The sequence below is a fragment of the Amycolatopsis sp. NPDC104587 genome (genome assembly GCF_055583645.1).
In genome coordinates, this window is sequence record NZ_JBVJNO010000006.1 from 353306 (window position 1) to 372040 (window position 18735).

Genomic DNA, 18735 nt, shown 5'->3' on the forward strand with positions numbered 1-18735 from the left:
CCGTCACACGCCGAGGAGGTCGGCCGCGAGCGTGACCACGCCGAACGCCGCGGCCTTGCGCCAGTCGGGCAGCCGCCAGAGCCCGAAGCCGAACGTCGGCAGGTCGCCCGCGTTGCCGGGCAGGATCGGCAGGTCGGCGCGGTGCACGACGAGGCCGAGCAGCTTCTCGGCCGAGCCAGTGGCCCGCGACGGCGCGGCCACTCCGGCGCGTGCGGCGACCTTGGCGAGGGTGAGGCGTCGAGGCGGCTTTTTTGTCGGTGGTCGCTGATAGAACTTGGTGCGTCGGAAAACGCAGGTGAGCGGAGGTGTGTGGACGTCCTGGGGTGGGCGACAACTGAATGCGGCACGGGCTGAGGCGAAGTGTCCGCGGGGTCTCCAGGGGGAGTTCCGCGGGCGCGAGGGCCTGAGGGTGTGCGGCTTGGCGGCGGCCGGAGGAGTGGAGCCCGGGGACCGCGCTCGGACGGGGGTCGGAGCGCGGCGGCGAGATTCCTTCGGTCTGCCGGAGAGCGGGCGGGCGAGCCGAGGGATTCTCGGCGCTTGGCCAGGGTACGGGCGGCACCATCGCGGCCGAGGGGACTCGTCGGCGCGCGGGCTCGGCATCAGCGCTGCGAAGTTCCGCCGGTCGCCGAGGAGCTGACGGCCTGGTCGAGCACCGGGTACGCCGCGCACGGCAGCCGACAGGTCGAGGTCGGCTGCGGGAGCGAGCTTCCCAGCGGTGCCCGAGCGGGAGCATGCCGTGCCAGGGCAGCTGCAACCCGCACCACCCGGCCGTCAGAGCGCGACCGTGAGGTCCTCTTCCGCGACCAGCACCTCACCGCCGAACTCGGCACGCGCCTCGGCGGCAGCCGCGGCCCGGTCGGTTCCCGGCCAGAAGTGGGTCAGCACGAGCCGGCGCGCGCCGGCACGCTCCGCCCACTCGCCCGCCTCTGCGGCAGTCATCAGGAACCGCGGCTCGCCCTCCGCCGGTGGGGTGCGGAGGGTGGCGTCGCAGATGACCAGGTCGGCGTCGCGGCCCAGCTCGGCCAGTGCCGGGGATGGCCCGGTGTCGCCCGTGTACGCCACCGTGAGCCCAGGCGCGCTCAGGCGCACGCCGAAGTTCGGCACGAAGTGCGGCAGCGAGTACGCCGTGAGCCGGAACGGCCCGACGTCGGCCGGTGAGCCGAGGTCGTGCACCTCGAACACCTCCGTCGGGTGCGGCCGCGGCTCCATCGCGGCCAGCCGCCGGACGGTGCCGGGCGTGCAGTGCAACGGCAGTCGCGGCCGGTCGCGCGAGGGCTCCTGGACCGTGTAGTACCAGGCGCGCCCGAGCGCGCTCACGTCCGCGCAGTGGTCGGGGTGCTCGTGCGTCACCACCACGGCGTCGGGCAGCCCGTGCGCGAACAGGCGCGACGCCGCGCCGTACCCGAGGTCGAGGACGACGCGGAACCCGTTGTGCGACAACAGGAACCCGGCGCACGCGCGCCCGGGCTCCGGGAACGCGCCGCAACTGCCGAGGACCGTCAGCTCACCCATGCCCGGCAGTCTGGCAGAGCGGCCACCGGGTAGCGTGGCCCGCGTGCTGACCGTCTCCACCGTGAACGTCAACGGCCTCCGCGCCGCCGCCAAGAAGGGCTTCGTCGAGTGGCTCACCGCCACGAAGGCGGACGTCGTCTGCTGTCAGGAAGTGCGCGCCACGGCGGAGCAGCTTCCCGACGACGTCGTCGCTCCCGAAGGCTGGTTCGCGGTGCACGCCCCGAGCGCCGTCAAGGGCCGCAACGGGGTCGCCGTCTACAGCCGAGTCGAGCCCGAAGAGGTCCGGATCGGCTTCGGCGAGCCCGAGTTCGAAGACAGCGGGCGCTACCTCGAAGTCCACCTGCCGAACGTCGTCGTGGCAAGCCTCTACCTGCCCAGCGGTGACGTCGGCACCGAACGGCAGGACGAAAAGGAACGCTTCATGGCCGCGTTCCTGCCTTACCTCGTCGAGCTGCGGGCGAAGGCCGCCGCGGCCGGCCGTGAGGTCGTCGTGGTCGGGGACTGGAACATCGCCTACGACAACGCCGACCTCAAGAACTGGCGCGGCAACCGCAAGAACTCCGGCTTCCTGCCCGAAGAGCGCGAGTGGCTCGGCCGCGTCTACACCGAAGCGGGCTTCACGGACGTCCAGCGCCGCCTCGACCCCGAAGGCCCCGGCCCCTACACCTGGTGGTCCTACCGCGGTCAGGCCTTCGACAACGACTCCGGCTGGCGCATCGACTGCCAGCTCGCGACCCCCGGCCTCGCCGAGAAGGTCGTCGACGTCGTGGTCGAGCGCGCCGCCGCCTACGACCAGCGCTGGTCCGACCACGCGCCGGTCACCGCCACCTACGATATCTAGGCCGCGCGGGCGGCGCGCCAGGCCGCGCTGTCCACGAAGTGGTTGTCGAACCGGTCCTGCGTCGCCAGGATCTCCGCCGGCGACGCCTCGCCGCGCCGGATCCGGTCGATCATCCGGAAGTACTCGAAGCGCTCGACGCCGGGTGTGAACACGATCAGCACGTCCGCGCCCGACCGCGACGTCGCGCCGAAGGCGTGGGTCGTGTGCGGCGGCACGAACAGCATGTCGCCGGTTCTCACCGTCACGATCTCCTCGCCGTTCAGCACGTCCAGCTCGCCGTCGAGCATGAAGAACATCTCCGCCGACGACGTGTGGAAATGCGGTGTCGCACCGTCGTGCCCGCGGCCCAGGCAGGCGCGGTTCGTGCTCAGGTGGCCGCCGGTCTGGGAGACGTCGGCGAGCAGGGTCATCGTGTCGGGGGTCGAGCCGAGCTGCTCGGCTTCGTCGTTGCGCACCAGCAAAGTGGTCATGCCCGAGATGGTTCCACGGCTTATAGTTCGCTGTCAAACTATCCGGCATCGAATAGACTGCCGGGGTGACTGACGAAGACGCCGTCGACGCCGTGGTGTCGGCCTGGGCCCGTGAACGCCCCGACCTCGATCTGACCGCCATCGGCGTGGCCGGCCGGCTCGGGCGGCTGAGCCTGGTGCTCGGGCCCGCCCAGGAGCGCGTCTTCGGCAAGTTCGGCCTGCAACGCGGGGAGTTCGACGTCCTGGCCGCGCTGCGCCGCTCGGGGCCGCCGTACACGCTGATCCCGTCCGAGCTGTCGGCGACGCTGATGATGTCCCGCGCCGGCATGACCAGCCGTCTCGACCGGCTGGAGAACGCCGGGTTCGTCGAGCGCACGCTCGACCCGAACGACCGCCGCAGCTTCCACATCCGCTTGACGGACCAGGGTTTCGAGGTGGTCGACGCGGCGATGACCGAGCACACGGCGAACGTCACCGAGCTGCTGTCTTCCTTGCGCGCCAAGGAGCTCGGCCTGCTCGACGACGTCCTGCGCAAGCTGCTCCGCGAGTACGACACGCCATGAGGTGCAAGAAGGGCCTCCCCGGAAGCCGGGAAGGCCCTTCTCGCCGCGTCTGGCTCAGCAGGACAGGTTGGCGCCCGTCGGCACCCCGAGGATCCCGGTGATCTGCGTGTACTTGTCGATCCGGCTCTGCACCTGGGCGGGGTTGCCGCCGTTGCACTCGATGGAGCCGTTGATGCTGCGGATGGTCTCGCCGAAGCCGCGCTGGTTCACCATCGCGTCGTGCGGCGTCATCGTGCCCGGGCCGGTCTGGGTGTTCCAGTACCAGAGCCCGGTCTTCCACGCGACGGCCGAGTCCTGCTCGACCAGGTACGGGTTGTTGAGCAGGTCGATGCCGAGGTTGTCGCCGGCGGCCTTGTAGTTGAAGTTCCAGCTGAGCTGGATCGGCCCGCGCCCGTAGTACGCGGCCTGGCCGGCCGGGCAGCCGTAGGACTGGCTCGCGTCGCAGTAGTGCGGGTAGTTCGCGGTGTTCTGCTCGACGATGTAGACGAGACCGCCGGTCTCGTGGTTGACGTTGGCCAGGAACGCCGCCGCTTCCTGCTTCTTCACGGTGTCGTCGCCGGTGTTGGCGAAGCCGGGGTACGCGTCGAGGGCCGCCGTCAGCCCGCTGTAGCTGTAGAAGCTGTTGCGGCTCGGGAAGATCTGGTTGAACTGGTCTTCGCTGACGACGAAGGACGCCGCGGACGCGGTCGCGGCGGGGAGCACGAGGGCGCCGGCGACGGCCGCCAGCGCGGTCACCGCGACTCCGACGCGCTTCAAGAACCGGGGGATCGACATTCAGACTCCTCTTGGTCACGCCGGTCGTGCGCGGTCCGACCGAGCCGAATGGGCTACTCCAAGAGGTATAGACCAATCACTATCGAGTTAATAGTTTTCCGAATAAGACGACGCGATCGGACCAGCGGTAACTGCACCAAACGGCAGAGGGTGAAGCGATCTTACGATGAACGGGTGACAAACAGCCGGACACGAATCGGTCACTCTCTACTTTGGGTATGAGCGTTCCGCCTTCCGCAACACCCACTCGGGTGGCGGGCTGAACCATGGGGGTGCCCGGATCGTGTTCTCGGTTGGGGGCTAGTCTCGGCCCCCGAATCGATCGGTACCGACAGGTCTTGACACGCTCGGTAGTTTTTTGACCAGTAGCACGCAGCGTCTCACTCCAATGGGTGAGGCTTTGGGTGAATACACTGCGCTCGTCACTCGCGGGAGGCACTCCGGTGCGCAACCCAGGTCAAACCCTGATGCGGTCCACGCTGCGCGGGTTCCGCGCGGCCGTCGTGGTCGCGCTGGTCCCGGCCGGCCTGCTCCTGGCCGGCGGAGCGACCGCGTTCGCCGACGTCACGACGACCGCCCAGGCGGACACCAACACCGAGAGCTTCGGCGTGCTCGGCCCGGTCGGGCTGGTCGCCGTCGCGCTCGGCATCGTCGGCATGACGCTGGGTGTGCTGCGCCAGCGCCGCAAGGCCCGCGTCGCCGAGGCCGCCCCGGCCGTGCCGGAAGCCCCCGGCCCGGTCACCGCGATGGCCGAAGCCGTCCTCGGCGAGCCGGATGCGACGCCGACGCGCCCGTTCCTCACCCAGCGCCCGCACGCCTGAGGGCCCTCGGCGCCCGTCGCGCGTCCCGGCCTGAAAGAATCCTGACGTGTCCGAAGAGCAGACCGTCGCAGCAGAGCGCCGCCCGCGGGTCCTGTCCGGGATCCAGCCGACCGCCGACTCGTTCCACCTCGGCAACTACCTCGGCGCGCTGCGCCAGTGGGTGCGGATGCAGGACACGCACGAGACGTTCTACTGCGTGGTCGACCTGCACGCCATCACGGTCGAGCAGGACCCGAAGGTGCTGCGGCAGCGCACCCGCGTCTCGGCCGCGCAGCTGCTGGCCATCGGCATCGACCCGGGCCGCAGCGCGCTGTTCGTGCAGAGCCACGTGCCGGAGCACGCGCAGCTGAGCTGGGTCCTGGAGTGCCAGACCGGCTTCGGCGAGGCCGGCCGGATGACGCAGTTCAAGGACAAGTCCGCGAAGCAGGGTTCGGACCGCTCCAGCGTCGGGCTGTTCACGTACCCGATCCTGCAGGCCGCGGACATCCTGCTCTACCAGGCCGACGCGGTCCCGGTCGGCGAGGACCAGCGCCAGCACCTGGAGCTGACGCGCGACCTCGCGCAGCGCTTCAACAACCGGCTGGGCAAGACGTTCGTGGTGCCCGAGCCGTACATCATCAAGGACACGGCGAAGATCTACGACCTGCAGGACCCGACGAGCAAGATGAGCAAGTCGGCCTCCACGGCGAACGGCCTGGTGGAGCTGCTCGAAGACCCGAAGCGCTCGGCGAAGAAGATCCGCTCGGCGGTCACCGACACCGGCCGCGAGGTGGTGTTCGACGCCGAGAACAAGGCGGGCGTCTCGAACCTGCTGACGATCTACTCGGCCCTGACCGAGCGGACGATCCCGGACCTCGAAGCGGCGTACGAAGGCAAGGGCTACGGCGACCTGAAGAAGGACCTCGGCGAGGTGTTCGTCGAATGGGTGACGCCGATCCAGGACCGGGTCAAGTCCTATTTGGACGACGTGGCCGAGCTGGACAAGGTGCTGGCGGCGGGCGCCGAGCGCGCCCGCGAGGTGGCGTCGAGGACGCTGGCCAAGACGTACCAGCGAATCGGGTTCCTGCCGCCGGCACGGTGAAGCTGGTCCTGCTGCACGGCGGGTCGGGCGGGGTGTAGTCGACTCTGTCCGCCCGGGGCCCACCCCCGCCCTCTCCTTGGGGGCTGCCCTTGTCCAGTTTATCGGTGCCTGCCGACAATCGGCGGTTTCGGGGCCGGTGCAAGCCCGGTTGTCCACAAGTGCCGGAGGCTGTGGAGAACCCTGCGGGCCCTGGTCGGGACGCAGCTGCAGGCCCCGTCCGGGGTTCACCGAGCGCCTCGAAGCCCTGGCCGTCGAAACCAGCGTGAGCTTCCACGAGATCGTGCTCCTGCCCGGCGTCGCGGAGACTCGCCGCCGTTTCGCTCGGCGCGGTTCGTCGGAGGTCGAGACGGCCCAGCCGCTTACGGAGAAAGACCTGACAGCGGCGTACGACCGAGTAGCCGAGTACGCGGCGACGCGCCCCCAGGCGGTGATCCTGCGCGACGAAGACGCTTACGCGGAGTTGCTCGCCTCCCTCACGTGAGCCGCTCGCGTTGCGGGAGTCACCCGGCGTGGTTAGCGTTTCACAGTGGCGAACGAAGAAACGAAGGAAAAGCTCCTGCCGCGGCTGCGGCGGAAGTACCCGTGGCTCGATCACCTGATCCGGGCGAACGAGGCCTTCACCGAGCGGTACGGCAACCACTACGCCGCCGCCATCACCTACTTCAGCGTGCTCTCCGTCTTCCCGCTCTTCATGGTCGCCTTCGCCGTGGTCGGGCTGGTGGTCAACCACGACCAGGCGATCATCAAGAAGATCACCGACGGCATCAACGGTTCCGTGCCGGAAGGCCTGCAGGAGCTCGTCAACGGCATCGTCAAGGGCGCGCTCGACTCCGGGGGTGGCATCGGGATCTTCGGGCTGCTCATCGCCCTCTACTCCGGCATCGGCTGGATGTCGAACCTCCGCGACGCGCTCACCGCGCAGTGGGGCCAGGAAAAACAGCCGCAGCCGGTGGTCAAGCAGACGCTCAAGGATCTCGTCGCGCTCGTCGGGCTCGGGGTTGCGCTCATCGTCTCCTTCGCGCTGACCGCGGTCGGCGGTGGCGTCGGGCAGTTCCTGCTCGAACTCGTCGGGCTCGCCGACCAGACCTGGGCGATCTACCTGCTGCGGGTGGCCACGATCGTGCTCGGCCTGGTCGCCAACACCCTCGTCTTCCTCTGGGTGATCGCGCGGCTGCCTCGGGAGCACGTCGCGCTGCGCAGTGCCGTCAAGGGCGCCGTGGTCGCCGCCGTCGGGTTTGTCATCCTGCAGCAGGTCGGGTCGATCTACCTGGCCAGCGTGACGAAGTCGCCGTCGGCCGCGCTGTTCGGGCCGGTCATCGGTCTGCTCGTCTTCGCGAACCTCGTCTCGCGCTTCCTTCTGCTCATCACAGCCTGGACCGCGACGGCCAAGGAAAACGAGCGCAAGGTCGTCGTGCCTCCACCGCCGGTGCGGCTCGAGCAGAACGTCACCGTGCGGCGCGGGCCCGGTGTCGGGGCCGTCGCCGGGGCGTTCAGCGCCGGCGCGCTGCTCGCGTGGCTGGGTGGCCGCCGCAAGCCTTGACAACCACGTGGTCGGTAAAGAAACTGAACCGGTAAGAAATCTGAACCGGAGGTTTCATGCTGGACGCCGCCCGCGAGTGCGCCACGCTCGCCAAGACGCTCGCGCCCGTCACCGAGCAGCAGCGCGCCCTGCCCGCCGAGCTCGTCACGAAGCTGACCGACGCCCAGCTCCTGCGCAGCGGCGTCCCCGGCTATCTCGGCGGCCCGGAAGCATCACCCGCGCTCAGCCTCGAGACCGCGGAGACGGTCGCCCGCGGGGACGCGTCGGCCGGCTGGTGCGTCTCGATCGCCGTGACGAGCAGCCTGCTCTCCGCCTACGCCCCGCGGAAGTGCGCCGAGGAGGTGTTCGGCGATCCGAAGACCGTCGCCGCCGGGGTCTGGGCGCCGCGCGGAACCGGCCGAAAAACAGACGGCGGTTACGTCGTCTCCGGGCGCTGGCCGTTCTGCAGCGGCATCCCGCACTGCGACTGGCTTTTCGCCGGGTTCGTCCACGAGAGCGAGCTGTACGTCGCCGCGTTGCCGAAGGCCGAGATCGAAGTCCTCGACACCTGGCACACCACCGGCCTGCGCGGCACCGGCAGCCACGACTGCGTCGCCGACACCCTGTTCGTTCCCGGGCACCGCGTCTTCTCGGTCATGGGCGGGCCGCCCGAGGAAGCCGTTGCGCTGCACCGGTTCCCGCTCTTCGGGTACTTCGCGCTGTCCGTCGCCGCGGCCGCGATGGGCAACGCGCGCGGCGCGCTCGACGACCTCGTCGAGCTGGCCTCGACCCGCAAGCCGCTCGGCTCCAGCCGGTCGCTGGCCGAGCGGTCGCAGACCCAGGCCGCCGTCGCGGAAGCAGAAGCCGCCTTGCGCGCGGCGCGGCTGCTCTTCTACACCAGCATCGACGACGCCTGGCAGGCCGCGCAGGGCGCCGAACCGGTGTCCGACCAGCTCAAGCTCGGCCTGCGGCTGGCCGCCACGCACGCGACGCGCACCGCCGCGAAGGTCGCCGACAGTTTGTACGACCTCGCCGGCGGAGCGGCGATCTACGAGACGTCACCCCTGCAGCGCCGCTTCCGCGACGCGCACACGGCGACCGCGCACTTCCAGGTCAACCCGGCCAGCTTCGAGCTGTCCGGCAAGCTGCTGCTGGGCGTCCCGGCCCGCACCGAACAGTTCTGAGGAGCCCCGTGCCCGTCAACGCCCAGTACCGCCTCGCCGCCCGGCCGTCCGGCCTGCCGACGGACGAAAACTGGCAGTACACCGAGGAAACCGTCCCGTCGCCGGGGGAGGGGGAGCTCCTGGTCGAGGTCAAGTACCTCTCGCTGGACCCGGCGATGCGCACCTGGATGAACGCGGGCCGGTCGTACGTGCCGCCGGTCGGGATCGGCGAGGTCATGCGCGCCGGCGGGATCGGCCGGGTCGTCGAGTCGCGTCACCCCGGGTTCGAAGCCGGTCAGGACGTCTTCGGCACCTTCGGCGTCCAGAACTACGCGGTTTCGGACGGCAAGGACGTCCAGGTCGTCCACACCTCGCTCGCCCCGGCGCCGGTTTTCCTCGGCACGCTCGGGATCAGCGGGATCACCGCCTACTTCGGGCTGTTCGACGTCGGCCGGCCGGAGCCGGGCCAGACCGTCGCCGTGTCCGCGGCGGCCGGGTCGGTCGGCATCGTCGTGGGCCAGCTCGCGAAGATCCACGGCTGCCGCGTCGTCGGCATCGCCGGCGGGCCGGAGAAGTGCCGGACGCTGGTCGAGGAGTACGGCTTCGACGCCGCCGTCGACCACCGCGCCGGAAAGCTCCGCGCCGACCTCAAGGACCACGCGCCGGACGGCATCGACGTCTTCTTCGACAACGTCGGCGGTGACGTCCTGGAAGCGGCGCTGTCCCGGCTCGCCCGCGGCGCCCGGATCGTGCTCAGCGGCGCGGTTTCCCAGTACAACAGCACCGAAGGGCCACGCGGCCCGGCCAACTACATGCAGCTGCTGGTGCACCGCGCGTCCATGACCGGGTTCGTCTTCTCCGACTACGCCGACCGCTACCCGGAAGCGGTCGAAGCGCTGGCGGGCTGGGTGCGTGACGGCCGGCTGAAGACCCGCGAAGAGGTCGTCGAGGGCGGCATCACGAAGTTCCCGGAGACGCTGCTCAAGCTGTTCCGCGGCGAGAACACCGGCAAGCTGGTGCTGGCGCTGTGACCGACCTGCGGCACCGGTTCACGGCGGACTCGGTCGGCCGGGCCCTCGACCTGGTCGGCGAGCGGTGGAGCCTGCTCATCCTGCGCGAGACGTTCTTCGGCGTGCGGCGCTACGGCGAGTTCGCGCGCAACCTGTCGATCCCGCGCCCGACGCTCTCGGCGCGGTTGAAGACGCTCGTCGACGCGGGGGTGCTCGACCGCGTCGAGGTGGCGCCGGACCGGCCCGAATACCAGCTGACGCAGGCCGGGCGGGACCTCTTCGGCGCCGTCGTCACGCTCATGCAGTGGGGTGACAAGCACCTATCCGGGCCGGAGGGACCGCCGATCCTGTTGCGGCACCACGACTGCGGCGAGCTCGCCGACACGTATGTCGCGTGTGGACACTGCGGCGGCGCGATCACCACGGACAAGGTGACCCCGGAGCCGGGCCCCGGGTTCCGCTAGTTCGCGGCCTTCCGGCGCTGGTGCCCGACCACGAACCCGCCGACGATGATGAGGAACACGACCAGCGTGATGATCCAGCCGGTGACGCCGAACGGGTCTTCCTTGGCGGCCGCGGCGGTGGACGTCCCGCTGCTGACACTTCCGTCGGGCAGCACGGTCGGGGTGCTGCCGGTCGTGTCGGTCGCGGCCGGCGCCTGGTAGGTGATCTTGCCGACGGGCTGGGCGCGGTCGGCTTCCAGCGCGAAGCCGTAGTCGAGCAGCTTCGCCGCCTGGTCGACGACCTTCGTCGGCTTCTGCTCGGCGCGCAGCATGACGACCGCGAGCCGCTTGCCCCGCTGCTGCGCCGCGCCGACGTAGGTGTGGCGGGCGTCGTCGGTGAAGCCGGTCTTGCCGCCGAGGAAGCCGGGGTAGACGCCGAGCAGCTTGTTGTCGTTGAAGACCGGGATGGCCGGTTTGCCGCCGGTCGGCGGGATCTCGAAGTTCTTCGTCGAGACGGTCTTCGCGAACTCCGGCTGCTTCATCGCGTAGTGGAAGATCAGGCTGAGGTCGTAGGCCGAGGTCGACATGCCCGGCCCGTCCAGCCCCGACGGCGTCGCGGCCCGCGTGTCGAGCGCGCCGATGCGGGCGGCGAGCGCGTTCATCTTCGACACCGTGGTGTCGACCCCGCCGAGCACCGTGGCGAACGCGTGCGCGACGTCGTTGCCCGAGTGCATCAGCAGGCCGTGCAGCAGCTGGTCGACGGTGTAGCTGCCGCCGGCGACGAGGCCGACGCAGGTGCACTCCTGCTCGGCGTCCTCCTTCGTCGCGACGACCACCTGCTGCGGGTCGAGCTGGGTGACGACGACCAGCGCGAGCAGCGTCTTGATCAGCGACGCCGGCCGCTGCCGGGCGTGCGGGTCCTTCGCCGCGACAACCGCGCCGGTGTCGAGGTCCTGCACCACCCACGACGCCGCGGTGTTGCCGTCCGGCGGGTTGAGCGCGCCGTCCGGGGTGATCAGGCCGCACTCGGCCATCCGCGGGCCACCGACCGGGTCCGACGGCACGGCCAGCGCGGGCGGGGCCTGCCGGCCCGGCGCGGGCTTCTCCGAAGTGTCGACCGCGGGCGGGGGCGCCTGGCGGTTCGCGCACTGACCCTGCTGCGGCGCCGCGGCTGCCAGGGCCGGGGTGCTCAGGGCCAGGAGGGCGGCGGCGAGCGTCGTCGTGAAGACCTTGAGCGACCGGGAGACAGCGGAGTGCACCCACGCAATCTAGCGCCGCAGCCCGCGTCGCATACTCAGGGGCATGCGCATTTCCCGACGGACCTCGCTGTTCCTGCTGGCCTTCGGCGTGTGGTCGTGGATCATCTGGATCACGTTCGCCAAGAACCTGTGGGCGAGCGACCAGTCCTGGACCCCCGACGGCTCGCCGACGGCGTACTTCATCGTGCACGCCGTGCTGACGGTGGTGTCGTTCGTGCTGGGCACGATCATCGGGGTGCTGGGCTGGCGGGCGCTGCGCGCTTCCCGCGTCGCCTCCTGACTTTGGTCGGTGGCGCGGTCCCCGGGGCCGGTTTAGGTTGACACCGACTCTGGAGGTGGAATGTCCCGTTTACGCCGAATGGCGGCCCCGCTCGTGCTGGCCGTCGGGGGCGGCCTGTTCGCCGCGGCCCCGGCCGCCGAGGCCGCACCAGTCGCGTGTGACACGACGAGCACGCCGTACACGTACGTGGTCACGTACCAGCCGGGCACGCGCGCATCGGCCGTCGACAAGGAGCTGGCGGCCAAGTGCGGCACGAAGGTGGCGTACTACGGCGAGATCGGCGTGGCGATCGCCAGTTCGCGCAACGCGGACTTCCAGCAGAAGATCGGCGTCTACCGGGCGTATTCGGGCGGTCGCGACGTGGCTTCTCAGGGTGCTGCGGCCTCGGCTCGCTCGCTGGGCGCGGTCCGGACGCTGGAGGACACGCAGTCGGTTGCCGCCGCCGGTGACCTGTCCGCTCAGCAGTGGGACATGAAGGCGATCCACGCGCCCGAAGCGAACAAGAAGTACCAGGGCAGCCGTTCGGTGACGGTCGGCGTGCTCGACTCGGGCATCGACGCGACGCACCCGGCGCTCAAGGCCGCCGTTTCGCCTTCCGAATCGGCCGGCTGCATCACGGGTGCCGCGGACACGTCCCCGGCGTCGTGGGCCCCGACGACGTCGGACCACGGAACGCACGTGGCGGGCACGATCGCGGGCAAGGACCCGGCGGCGGGCTTCACGGGCATCGCGCCGGGAGTGCGTTTGGCGTCGGTCAAGGTGGTCAACGACGACGGGTACATTTTCCCGGAGTCGGCGGTCTGCGGGTTCGTGTGGGCGGCGAAGCACGGCTTCCCGGTGACGAACAACAGTTACTACATCGACCCGGGCATGTTCTTCTGCTCCCGCGAGCCCGGCGACGCGGCAGCGTTCGAGGCGGTCCGCCGCGCAATCGAGTTCTCGACGCGCCACGGGGTGTTGAACGTCTCGGCGGCGGGCAACTCGGGCTTCGACACGACGTCCCAGACAACGGACCCGAACCGCCCGCACCCGGTGGACAAGTCGTGCGGCATCCTCCCGAAGGCGATCGACGGCGTCGTGACGGTGTCGTCGGTGGGGTACGCGGGCACGAAGTCGTCGTTCAGCAACTACGGAGAGATCGACGTAACGGCGCCGGGCGGCGACTTCGTCCAGACACCGCCGTCCGGCGAGGGCCCGGCTTGCCCGCTGTCGACAACGGTGTTCGGCGGTCTGTACGGCTCGAAGTGCGGAACGTCGATGGCCTCCCCGCACGCGGCGGGAGTGGCAGCGCTGATCGCGTCGAAGTTCCGCTGGCTCCCGCCCCAGCTGCTGGCAAAGGTTCTGACGGGTGAAGCGGACCCGGTGAAGTGCACGGCCACGGAGACGGCGTGCACAGGCCCGGCGAAGAACAACTCGTACTACGGCCACGGCCTGGTCAACGCCCTGGACGCGGTGAAGTAAGACAAGGAGCAGGTGGTCATCCCGTCGCCTGAGGCCGTCAAAGTGATAGGCCTCGCGCAGGCGACGGGATGACCACCCAGCGGCCCACCTCGCAAAAGTGAGAGGACAGCGAGACGGCCGGTCATCCCAGAGCCTGCCCGTCCGGCGAGGACAGTTTTGCTTTTGCTTTTGCCACGGGCAGAAGCTGCGGGGGAGGTCTGGTGACGTCGTGGTCTTCTTGCGTTGCCGGCCGCCGGTTGCTTACCGAAAAGGGCCCTCCGGCGGAGGGCCCTTTTCGGTATTGCGAAAACTCAGACGCGCTTGAACAGCAGCGCCCGCTTCACTTCCTGGATCGCCTTCGTCACCTGGATCCCGCGCGGACACGCATCAGTGCAGTTGAACGTCGTCCGGCAGCGCCAAACGCCCTCACCGTCATTCAGGATGTCCAGCCGCTCCTCCGCCCCCTCATCACGGGAGTCGAAGATGAACCGGTGAGCGTTCACGATCGCCGCCGGGCCGAAGTACGACCCGTCGTTCCAGTACACCGGGCACGAAGACGTGCAGCACGCGCACAGAATGCACTTCGTCGTGTCGTCAAACCGGTCCCGGTCCGCCTGCGACTGGATCCGCTCCCTGGTCGGCTCGTTCCCGTACGTGATCAGGTACGGCTTGATCGCGCGGTACGCCTCGAAGAACGGATCCATGTCGACGTAGAGGTCCTTCAACGTCGTCAGGCCCTTGATCGGGGCGATCGTGATCACCGTCGGCTTGCCGGACGTCGACAGCAGGTCCTTCATCAGGACCTTGCACGCCAGGCGGTTGATGCCGTTGATCTGCATCGCGTCCGAACCGCACACGCCGTGGGCGCACGAGCGGCGGAACGAGAACGTGCCGTCGATGTAGTCCTTGACGTAGAACAGCAGGTTCAGCAGGCGGTCCGTGCGCTGCGCCGGGACGTCGTAGGACTCCCAGTGCGGCTCGTTGTCGATCTCCGGGTTGAACCGGAGGATCTTTAGCGTGACCGTGATCGGGGTGTGGTCCGATTCGGAGGAAGAAGCAGCAGGAGCTTCGGCAACGCTAGTCATCAGTACTTCCGCTCCATCGGCTCGTAGCGGGTGAAGGTGACCGGCTTGTAGTCCAGCCGGATGTCGGACGACAGCCCCGTGCCCTGCTTGTAGGCCATGGTGTGCCGCATGAAGTTCGTGTCGTCGCGGGTCGGGTAGTCCTCGCGGGCGTGGCCGCCGCGGGACTCCTTGCGGGCGATCGCGCCCACCACGAGGACCTCGGCCAGCTCCAGCAGGAAGCCGAGCTCGACGGCCTCGAGCAGGTCGGTGTTGTACCGCTTGCCCTTGTCCGCCACGGTGATGCGCTGGTACCGCGCCTTCAGTGCCTGGATGTCGGTCAGCGCCTGCTTCAGCGTGTCCTCGGTCCGGTACACCGACGCGTGCGAGTCCATCGTCTGCTGCATTTCCTTGCGGATGTCGGCGACGCGCTCGTCGCCGTGCTCCGACAGCAGGCCCGCCAGCTGGTCTTCCACCAGCTTGGTGGGATCCGAAGGCAGCTCGACGTGCTCGTGCGCCAGCGCGTACTCCGCGGCCGCGATGCCGGCGCGGCGGCCGAACACGTTGATGTCCAGCAGCGAGTTCGTGCCCAGGCGGTTCGAGCCGTGCACGGACACGCACGCGACCTCACCCGCGGCGTAGAGACCCGGGATGACGTTCTCGTTGTCCCGCAACGCCTCGCCGTGGATGTTGGTCGGGATGCCGCCCATCACGTAGTGGCACGTCGGGAACACCGGCACCGGCTCCTTCACCGGGTCGACGCCCAGGTAGGTGCGCGAGAACTCGGTGATGTCCGGCAGCTTGGTCTCGAGGACCTCGACCGGCAGGTGCGTGACGTCGAGGACGACGTAGTCCTTGTTCGGGCCGCACCCGCGGCCCTGCAGCACTTCCTGCACCATCGAGCGCGCCACGATGTCGCGCGGCGCGAGGTCCTTGATGGTGGGGGCGTAGCGCTCCATGAACCGCTCGCCGTCGGCGTTGCGCAGGATCCCGCCCTCGCCGCGGACGGCTTCGGAGATCAGGATGCCCAGGCCCGCGAGGCCGGTCGGGTGGAACTGGAAGAACTCCATGTCCTCCAGCGGCAGGCCCTTGCGGAAGATGATGCCGAGGCCGTCACCCGTCAACGTGTGCGCGTTCGACGTCGTCTTGAAGATCTTGCCCGCGCCGCCGGTGGCCATCACGATCGACTTCGCCTGGAAGACGTGCAGCTCGCCGGTGGCGAGCTCGTAGGCGACGACGCCGGAAGCGACCGGGTTGCCGTTCTCGTCTTCGCTGGTGACGAGGTCGAGCACGTAGAACTCGTTGAAGAACTCAGTGCCGTACTTGACGCAGTTTTGGTAGAGCGTCTGCAGGATCATGTGCCCGGTGCGGTCCGCGGCGTAGCAGGCGCGGCGCACCGCGGCCTTGCCGTGGTCACGCGTGTGCCCGCCGAAGCGGCGCTGGTCGATCTTGCCCTCGGGCGTGCGGTTGAACGGCAGGCCCATCTTCTCGAGGTCGAGGACCGCGTCGATGGCCTCCTTGGCCATGATCTCCGCGGCGTCCTGGTCGACGAGGTAGTCGCCGCCCTTGACCGTGTCGAAGGTGTGCCACTCCCAGTTGTCCTCTTCGACGTTCGCCAGCGCGGCGCACATGCCGCCCTGGGCCGCGCCGGTGTGGGACCGGGTCGGGTAGAGCTTGGTGAGGACCGCGGTGCGGGCGCGCTGGCCGGACTCGATGGCCGCGCGCATCCCGGCGCCGCCGGCGCCGACGATCACCACGTCGTACTTGTGGAACTGCATGGTGGGAGGTCTCCGGACTCAGTTCGCGGGCATGTTCGGGTCGAACGTGAAGATCACCATCGTGCCGACGGCCAGGATCAGGACCATGGACACGTACAGCAGGATCTTCAGCCAGAACCGCGTGCTGTCCTTGCGGGCGTAGTCGTCGATGATGGTGCGCAGCCCGTTGCCGCCGTGGATCTCGGCGAGCCAGAGCATCGCCAGGTCCCAGAACTGCCAGAACGGGGACGCCCAGCGGCCGGCGACGAAGCCCCAGTTGATCCGGTGCACACCGCCGTCGAGGATGTTCATGATCAGCAGGTGGCCGAGCACCAGGATGATCAGCGCGAGGCCGGAGATCCGCATGAACAGCCAGCTGTAGAGCTCGAAGTTGCTCCGGCGGGCGGCGGGACGCTTCGGCGCGCGGGGGTTCGCGAGGGCGAGGTCGGCCATGTCAGTTACCCCCGAAGAGCGTTTCGACGGTGCGCTTCAGCATGAAGAACGCACCGGGGACCATCACGACGACCCAGACCACGCCGATCACCCAGAGCATGGCCTTCTGCAGCTTCGGGCCCTTCGACCAGAAGTCGACCAGCATGACGCGGATGCCGTTGAGGGCGTGGAACAGCACCGCGCCGACCAGGCCGACCTCCAGGAGGTTGACGATCGGGGTCTTGTAGGTCTCGATGACCTGGTCGTAGGTGTTCGGCGACACGCGCACCAGCGCGGTGTCGAGCACGTGCACGAACAGGAAGAAGAACGTGAGCACGCCGGTGATGCGGTGCAGCACCCAGGACCACATGCCGGGGTCGCCCCGGTAGAAGGTCCCCTGCCGGCGTGAGGCACCCGCCCGATCGCTCGCTCCTGCCTCGCGGGCAGTGCTCGCCGTGGTGGACATCGGTGAACGGCCTCCAACGTCTGACTATGTGCCCGGGTGACCGGTGAGGTCCGCACTGATCGTCGTCGTCCACCGGGGACGACTACGGCGGCAATGCCGAGATCAAGGGTCATCGAGCGTGGATGAAAGGGATGCTAGACCCGCCCCGGACGGACGGCTCACCTCCGGGTTCCTCTCTGTGATGGACCAGACACCAGCGCACACAGCGGTTGTGTGCGCCGTCACAGCAAAGGGGGTCCACTGTGGACGCACGGCGGCGGTTCGCGGGGGAGTCGCCCGCCCGGCGGACGCCCGATCGAGTGTTGTCCTTCTGGAACGATTCGGCCGCCGGATCGTCGGGCCTGCTTCGCCTGCCGTCTCACAGAGTGATCGGACTGGTCCACCCCTCGGTCGGACTGGCACACTGAGTCACATCAAACGGCATTTCGGCCGTCCCGCAGCTCGGGGCTGGGCCGAAAGCGGCACTCCGTGACCTCTTTGATCACGTTGGGTGTACATGTGGTCGCGCGTCCGACTCGTGAGTAAACGTTTGTGTTACGTAGCGTGCCTTTCCTATGGCGCATTCCTGTCCGTTGGGTACGGTCTGGCGGTCGACCCGGCAGTAGGGCCGGGACGCGCCCCTTGACCATCCGCTGGATCAGCGGGGAGGGAGAATCACGTTGCGTCGCACGCGTGGAACCGCGCTGGCCGCCGTGGCCATGGCCGGGGTGCTCACCCTGGCCGGCTGCGCCAAGGACTCGAGCGGTGGCAGCAGCAACAACAGCGCCGCGCCTTCGTCGGGTGGCTCGGACTGCGTGACCGCGCAGAAGCCGCCCGCCGCTCCCGCCGCCGCGAGCAGCTCGGCCGCCGCCGGGGAGAAGGTCGACGGCAGCAAGCTGAAGATCGGCCTGGCCTTCGACGTCGGCGGCCGGGGTGACGCGTCGTTCAACGACGCCGCCGCCGCGGGCACCGACAAGGCGAAGTCCGACCTGGGCGTGACGACGGTCAACGAGAGCACCGCCAGCGCCAGTGAGGCCGAGTCGGCCAAGCAGCAGCGCCTCGAGCAGATGGCGACCCAGGGCCTGAACCCGATCGTCGCGGTCGGCTTCGCCTACGCGGACTCCGTCAAGGCCGTCGCCGCGAAGTACCCGAACACGAAGTTCGCGATCGTCGACGACGACTCGATCACGCTGCCGAACGTGACGCCGCTGGTCTTCGCCGAGGAGCAGGGCTCGTTCCTGGCCGGCGTCGCCGCCGCGTACAAGAGCAAGAGCTGCCACGTCGGCTTCGTCGGCGGTGTCAACACCCCGCTGATCCAGAAGTTCGAGGCCGGCTTCCTGCAGGGCGCGAAGACGGTTTCGTCGAAGATCAAGATCGAGGACGAGTACCTCACGCCGGCCGGTGACTTCTCCGGGTTCCAGGACCCGCCGAAGGGCAACGCGAAGGCCCAGGCCGAGATCGCCAAGGGCGCGGACGTGATCTACCACGCCGCGGGCGCTTCCGGTAAGGGTGTCTTCGACGCCGCCAAGTCGGGCAACGCGCTGGCCATCGGCGTCGACTCGGACCAGTACAACCAGAAGACGGTCGCCGCCGACAAGGACGTCATCATCACGTCCATGCTCAAGCGGGTCGACGTCGCGGTGTTCTCCTACATCCAGGCCGTCGCCAAGGGGGACCTGAGCGGGCTGCCGAAGCGCTTCGACCTCAAGGTCGACGGCGTCGGCTACGCCACCTCCGGCGGCAAGGTCGACGACATCAAGGACGTCCTCGACGGGTACAAGGCCCAGATCATCTCGGGCGCGATCACCGTTTCGGACAAGCCGCAGAAGTAGCTCACTACGCGCCGGGGCTCGGAGGGATTTCC

Annotated in this window: 21 protein-coding genes; 12 read left to right on the plus strand and 9 right to left on the minus strand. The window is 69.1% G+C overall.

The window, feature by feature from the left end; genetic code table 11:
- Positions 1–3 precede the first annotated feature (3 nt).
- Together ACZ61C_RS20530 and ACZ61C_RS20535 are read right to left on the minus strand one after the other, a co-directional pair.
- Positions 4–201, minus strand: a complete 198-nt coding sequence (locus ACZ61C_RS20530) for a hypothetical protein (RefSeq protein WP_465308918.1) — start codon at positions 199–201, stop codon at positions 4–6.
- A gap of 570 nt (positions 202–771) precedes the next feature.
- On the minus strand, positions 772–1512 hold the full coding sequence (locus ACZ61C_RS20535; RefSeq protein WP_465308920.1) for an MBL fold metallo-hydrolase: 741 nt from the start codon (positions 1510–1512) through the stop codon (positions 772–774).
- On the opposite strand from ACZ61C_RS20535, the gene ACZ61C_RS20540 reads away from it, so the two are divergent.
- Positions 1511–2353, plus strand: a complete 843-nt coding sequence (locus tag ACZ61C_RS20540) for an exodeoxyribonuclease III (RefSeq protein ID WP_465308922.1) — start codon at positions 1511–1513, stop codon at positions 2351–2353. The genes ACZ61C_RS20535 and ACZ61C_RS20540 overlap by 2 nt on opposite strands.
- On the opposite strand, the gene ACZ61C_RS20545 is transcribed toward ACZ61C_RS20540, so the two are convergent.
- Positions 2350–2823, minus strand: coding sequence for a cupin domain-containing protein (locus tag ACZ61C_RS20545; protein ID WP_465308924.1), 474 nt, complete (start codon positions 2821–2823; stop codon positions 2350–2352). The genes ACZ61C_RS20540 and ACZ61C_RS20545 overlap by 4 nt on opposite strands.
- 65 nt (positions 2824–2888) lie before the next feature.
- On the opposite strand from ACZ61C_RS20545, the gene ACZ61C_RS20550 reads away from it, so the two are divergent.
- Positions 2889–3386: a MarR family winged helix-turn-helix transcriptional regulator gene (locus ACZ61C_RS20550; protein WP_465308926.1), complete on the plus strand. Its 498-nt coding sequence runs from the start codon at positions 2889–2891 to the stop codon at positions 3384–3386.
- A gap of 54 nt (positions 3387–3440) precedes the next feature.
- Here ACZ61C_RS20550 and ACZ61C_RS20555 read toward each other — a convergent pair whose 3' ends face one another.
- Positions 3441–4160 carry a chitinase gene (locus ACZ61C_RS20555; RefSeq protein ID WP_465308928.1) on the minus strand — a complete coding sequence of 240 codons (720 nt, stop codon included), beginning with the start codon at positions 4158–4160 and terminating at the stop codon, positions 3441–3443.
- A gap of 467 nt (positions 4161–4627) precedes the next feature.
- Between ACZ61C_RS20555 and ACZ61C_RS20560 the strand changes: the two genes are divergently transcribed.
- From ACZ61C_RS20560 to ACZ61C_RS20590, 7 genes are all read left to right on the plus strand, one after another.
- Positions 4628–4981 carry a hypothetical protein gene (locus tag ACZ61C_RS20560; RefSeq protein WP_465308930.1) on the plus strand — a complete coding sequence of 118 codons (354 nt, stop codon included), beginning with the start codon at positions 4628–4630 and terminating at the stop codon, positions 4979–4981.
- A 46-nt stretch (positions 4982–5027) separates the two neighbouring features.
- The gene (gene trpS, locus ACZ61C_RS20565) at positions 5028–6062 is read left to right on the plus strand and encodes a tryptophan--tRNA ligase (protein ID WP_465308932.1); all 1035 of its coding nucleotides are present in this window, start codon (positions 5028–5030) and stop codon (positions 6060–6062) included.
- A gap of 262 nt (positions 6063–6324) precedes the next feature.
- Positions 6325–6543, plus strand: coding sequence for a hypothetical protein (locus tag ACZ61C_RS20570; protein ID WP_465308934.1), 219 nt, complete (start codon positions 6325–6327; stop codon positions 6541–6543).
- A gap of 45 nt (positions 6544–6588) precedes the next feature.
- Complete coding sequence (gene yhjD, locus ACZ61C_RS20575) at positions 6589–7602, plus strand: inner membrane protein YhjD (protein WP_465308936.1); 1014 nt, start codon at positions 6589–6591, stop codon at positions 7600–7602.
- Between the two features lie 56 nt (positions 7603–7658).
- Complete coding sequence (locus tag ACZ61C_RS20580; protein WP_465308938.1) at positions 7659–8765, plus strand: acyl-CoA dehydrogenase family protein; 1107 nt, start codon at positions 7659–7661, stop codon at positions 8763–8765.
- Positions 8766–8773: 8 nt separating this feature from the next.
- A complete protein-coding gene (locus ACZ61C_RS20585; RefSeq protein WP_465308940.1) occupies positions 8774–9775 on the plus strand; it encodes an NADP-dependent oxidoreductase in 1002 nt (333 codons plus the stop codon).
- Positions 9772–10218: a winged helix-turn-helix transcriptional regulator gene (locus ACZ61C_RS20590; protein ID WP_465308942.1), complete on the plus strand. Its 447-nt coding sequence runs from the start codon at positions 9772–9774 to the stop codon at positions 10216–10218. The genes ACZ61C_RS20585 and ACZ61C_RS20590 overlap by 4 nt, the downstream gene beginning before the upstream one ends.
- Here the strand turns inward: ACZ61C_RS20590 and ACZ61C_RS20595 are convergent.
- Positions 10215–11456: a D-alanyl-D-alanine carboxypeptidase family protein gene (locus ACZ61C_RS20595; RefSeq protein ID WP_465308944.1), complete on the minus strand. Its 1242-nt coding sequence runs from the start codon at positions 11454–11456 to the stop codon at positions 10215–10217. The genes ACZ61C_RS20590 and ACZ61C_RS20595 overlap by 4 nt on opposite strands.
- A 43-nt stretch (positions 11457–11499) precedes the next feature.
- Between ACZ61C_RS20595 and ACZ61C_RS20600 the strand changes: the two genes are divergently transcribed.
- Together ACZ61C_RS20600 and ACZ61C_RS20605 are read left to right on the plus strand one after the other, a co-directional pair.
- Positions 11500–11736 (plus strand): SCO4848 family membrane protein, encoded by a 237-nt coding sequence (locus ACZ61C_RS20600; RefSeq protein ID WP_465308946.1) that lies wholly within the window; start codon positions 11500–11502, stop codon positions 11734–11736.
- A 60-nt stretch (positions 11737–11796) separates the two neighbouring features.
- On the plus strand, positions 11797–13197 hold the full coding sequence (locus ACZ61C_RS20605; protein WP_465308948.1) for a S8 family peptidase: 1401 nt from the start codon (positions 11797–11799) through the stop codon (positions 13195–13197).
- Between the two features lie 290 nt (positions 13198–13487).
- On the opposite strand, the gene ACZ61C_RS20610 is transcribed toward ACZ61C_RS20605, so the two are convergent.
- From ACZ61C_RS20610 to sdhC, 4 genes are read right to left on the minus strand one after another with little or no spacing between them, the layout of a single operon-like run.
- The gene (locus ACZ61C_RS20610) at positions 13488–14261 is read right to left on the minus strand and encodes a succinate dehydrogenase iron-sulfur subunit (RefSeq protein ID WP_465308950.1); all 774 of its coding nucleotides are present in this window, start codon (positions 14259–14261) and stop codon (positions 13488–13490) included.
- On the minus strand, positions 14261–16015 hold the full coding sequence (sdhA, locus tag ACZ61C_RS20615; protein WP_465308952.1) for a succinate dehydrogenase flavoprotein subunit: 1755 nt from the start codon (positions 16013–16015) through the stop codon (positions 14261–14263). The genes ACZ61C_RS20610 and sdhA overlap by 1 nt, the downstream gene beginning before the upstream one ends.
- 18 nt (positions 16016–16033) lie before the next feature.
- The gene (locus tag ACZ61C_RS20620) at positions 16034–16447 is read right to left on the minus strand and encodes a succinate dehydrogenase hydrophobic membrane anchor subunit (protein ID WP_247060758.1); all 414 of its coding nucleotides are present in this window, start codon (positions 16445–16447) and stop codon (positions 16034–16036) included.
- 1 nt (position 16448) lies between these two features.
- Positions 16449–16892 carry a succinate dehydrogenase, cytochrome b556 subunit gene (sdhC, locus tag ACZ61C_RS20625; RefSeq protein WP_465308955.1) on the minus strand — a complete coding sequence of 148 codons (444 nt, stop codon included), beginning with the start codon at positions 16890–16892 and terminating at the stop codon, positions 16449–16451.
- Between the two features lie 698 nt (positions 16893–17590).
- Here sdhC and ACZ61C_RS20630 point away from each other — a divergent pair.
- On the plus strand, positions 17591–18703 hold the full coding sequence (locus tag ACZ61C_RS20630; RefSeq protein ID WP_465309429.1) for a BMP family lipoprotein: 1113 nt from the start codon (positions 17591–17593) through the stop codon (positions 18701–18703).
- Positions 18704–18735 lie beyond the last annotated feature (32 nt).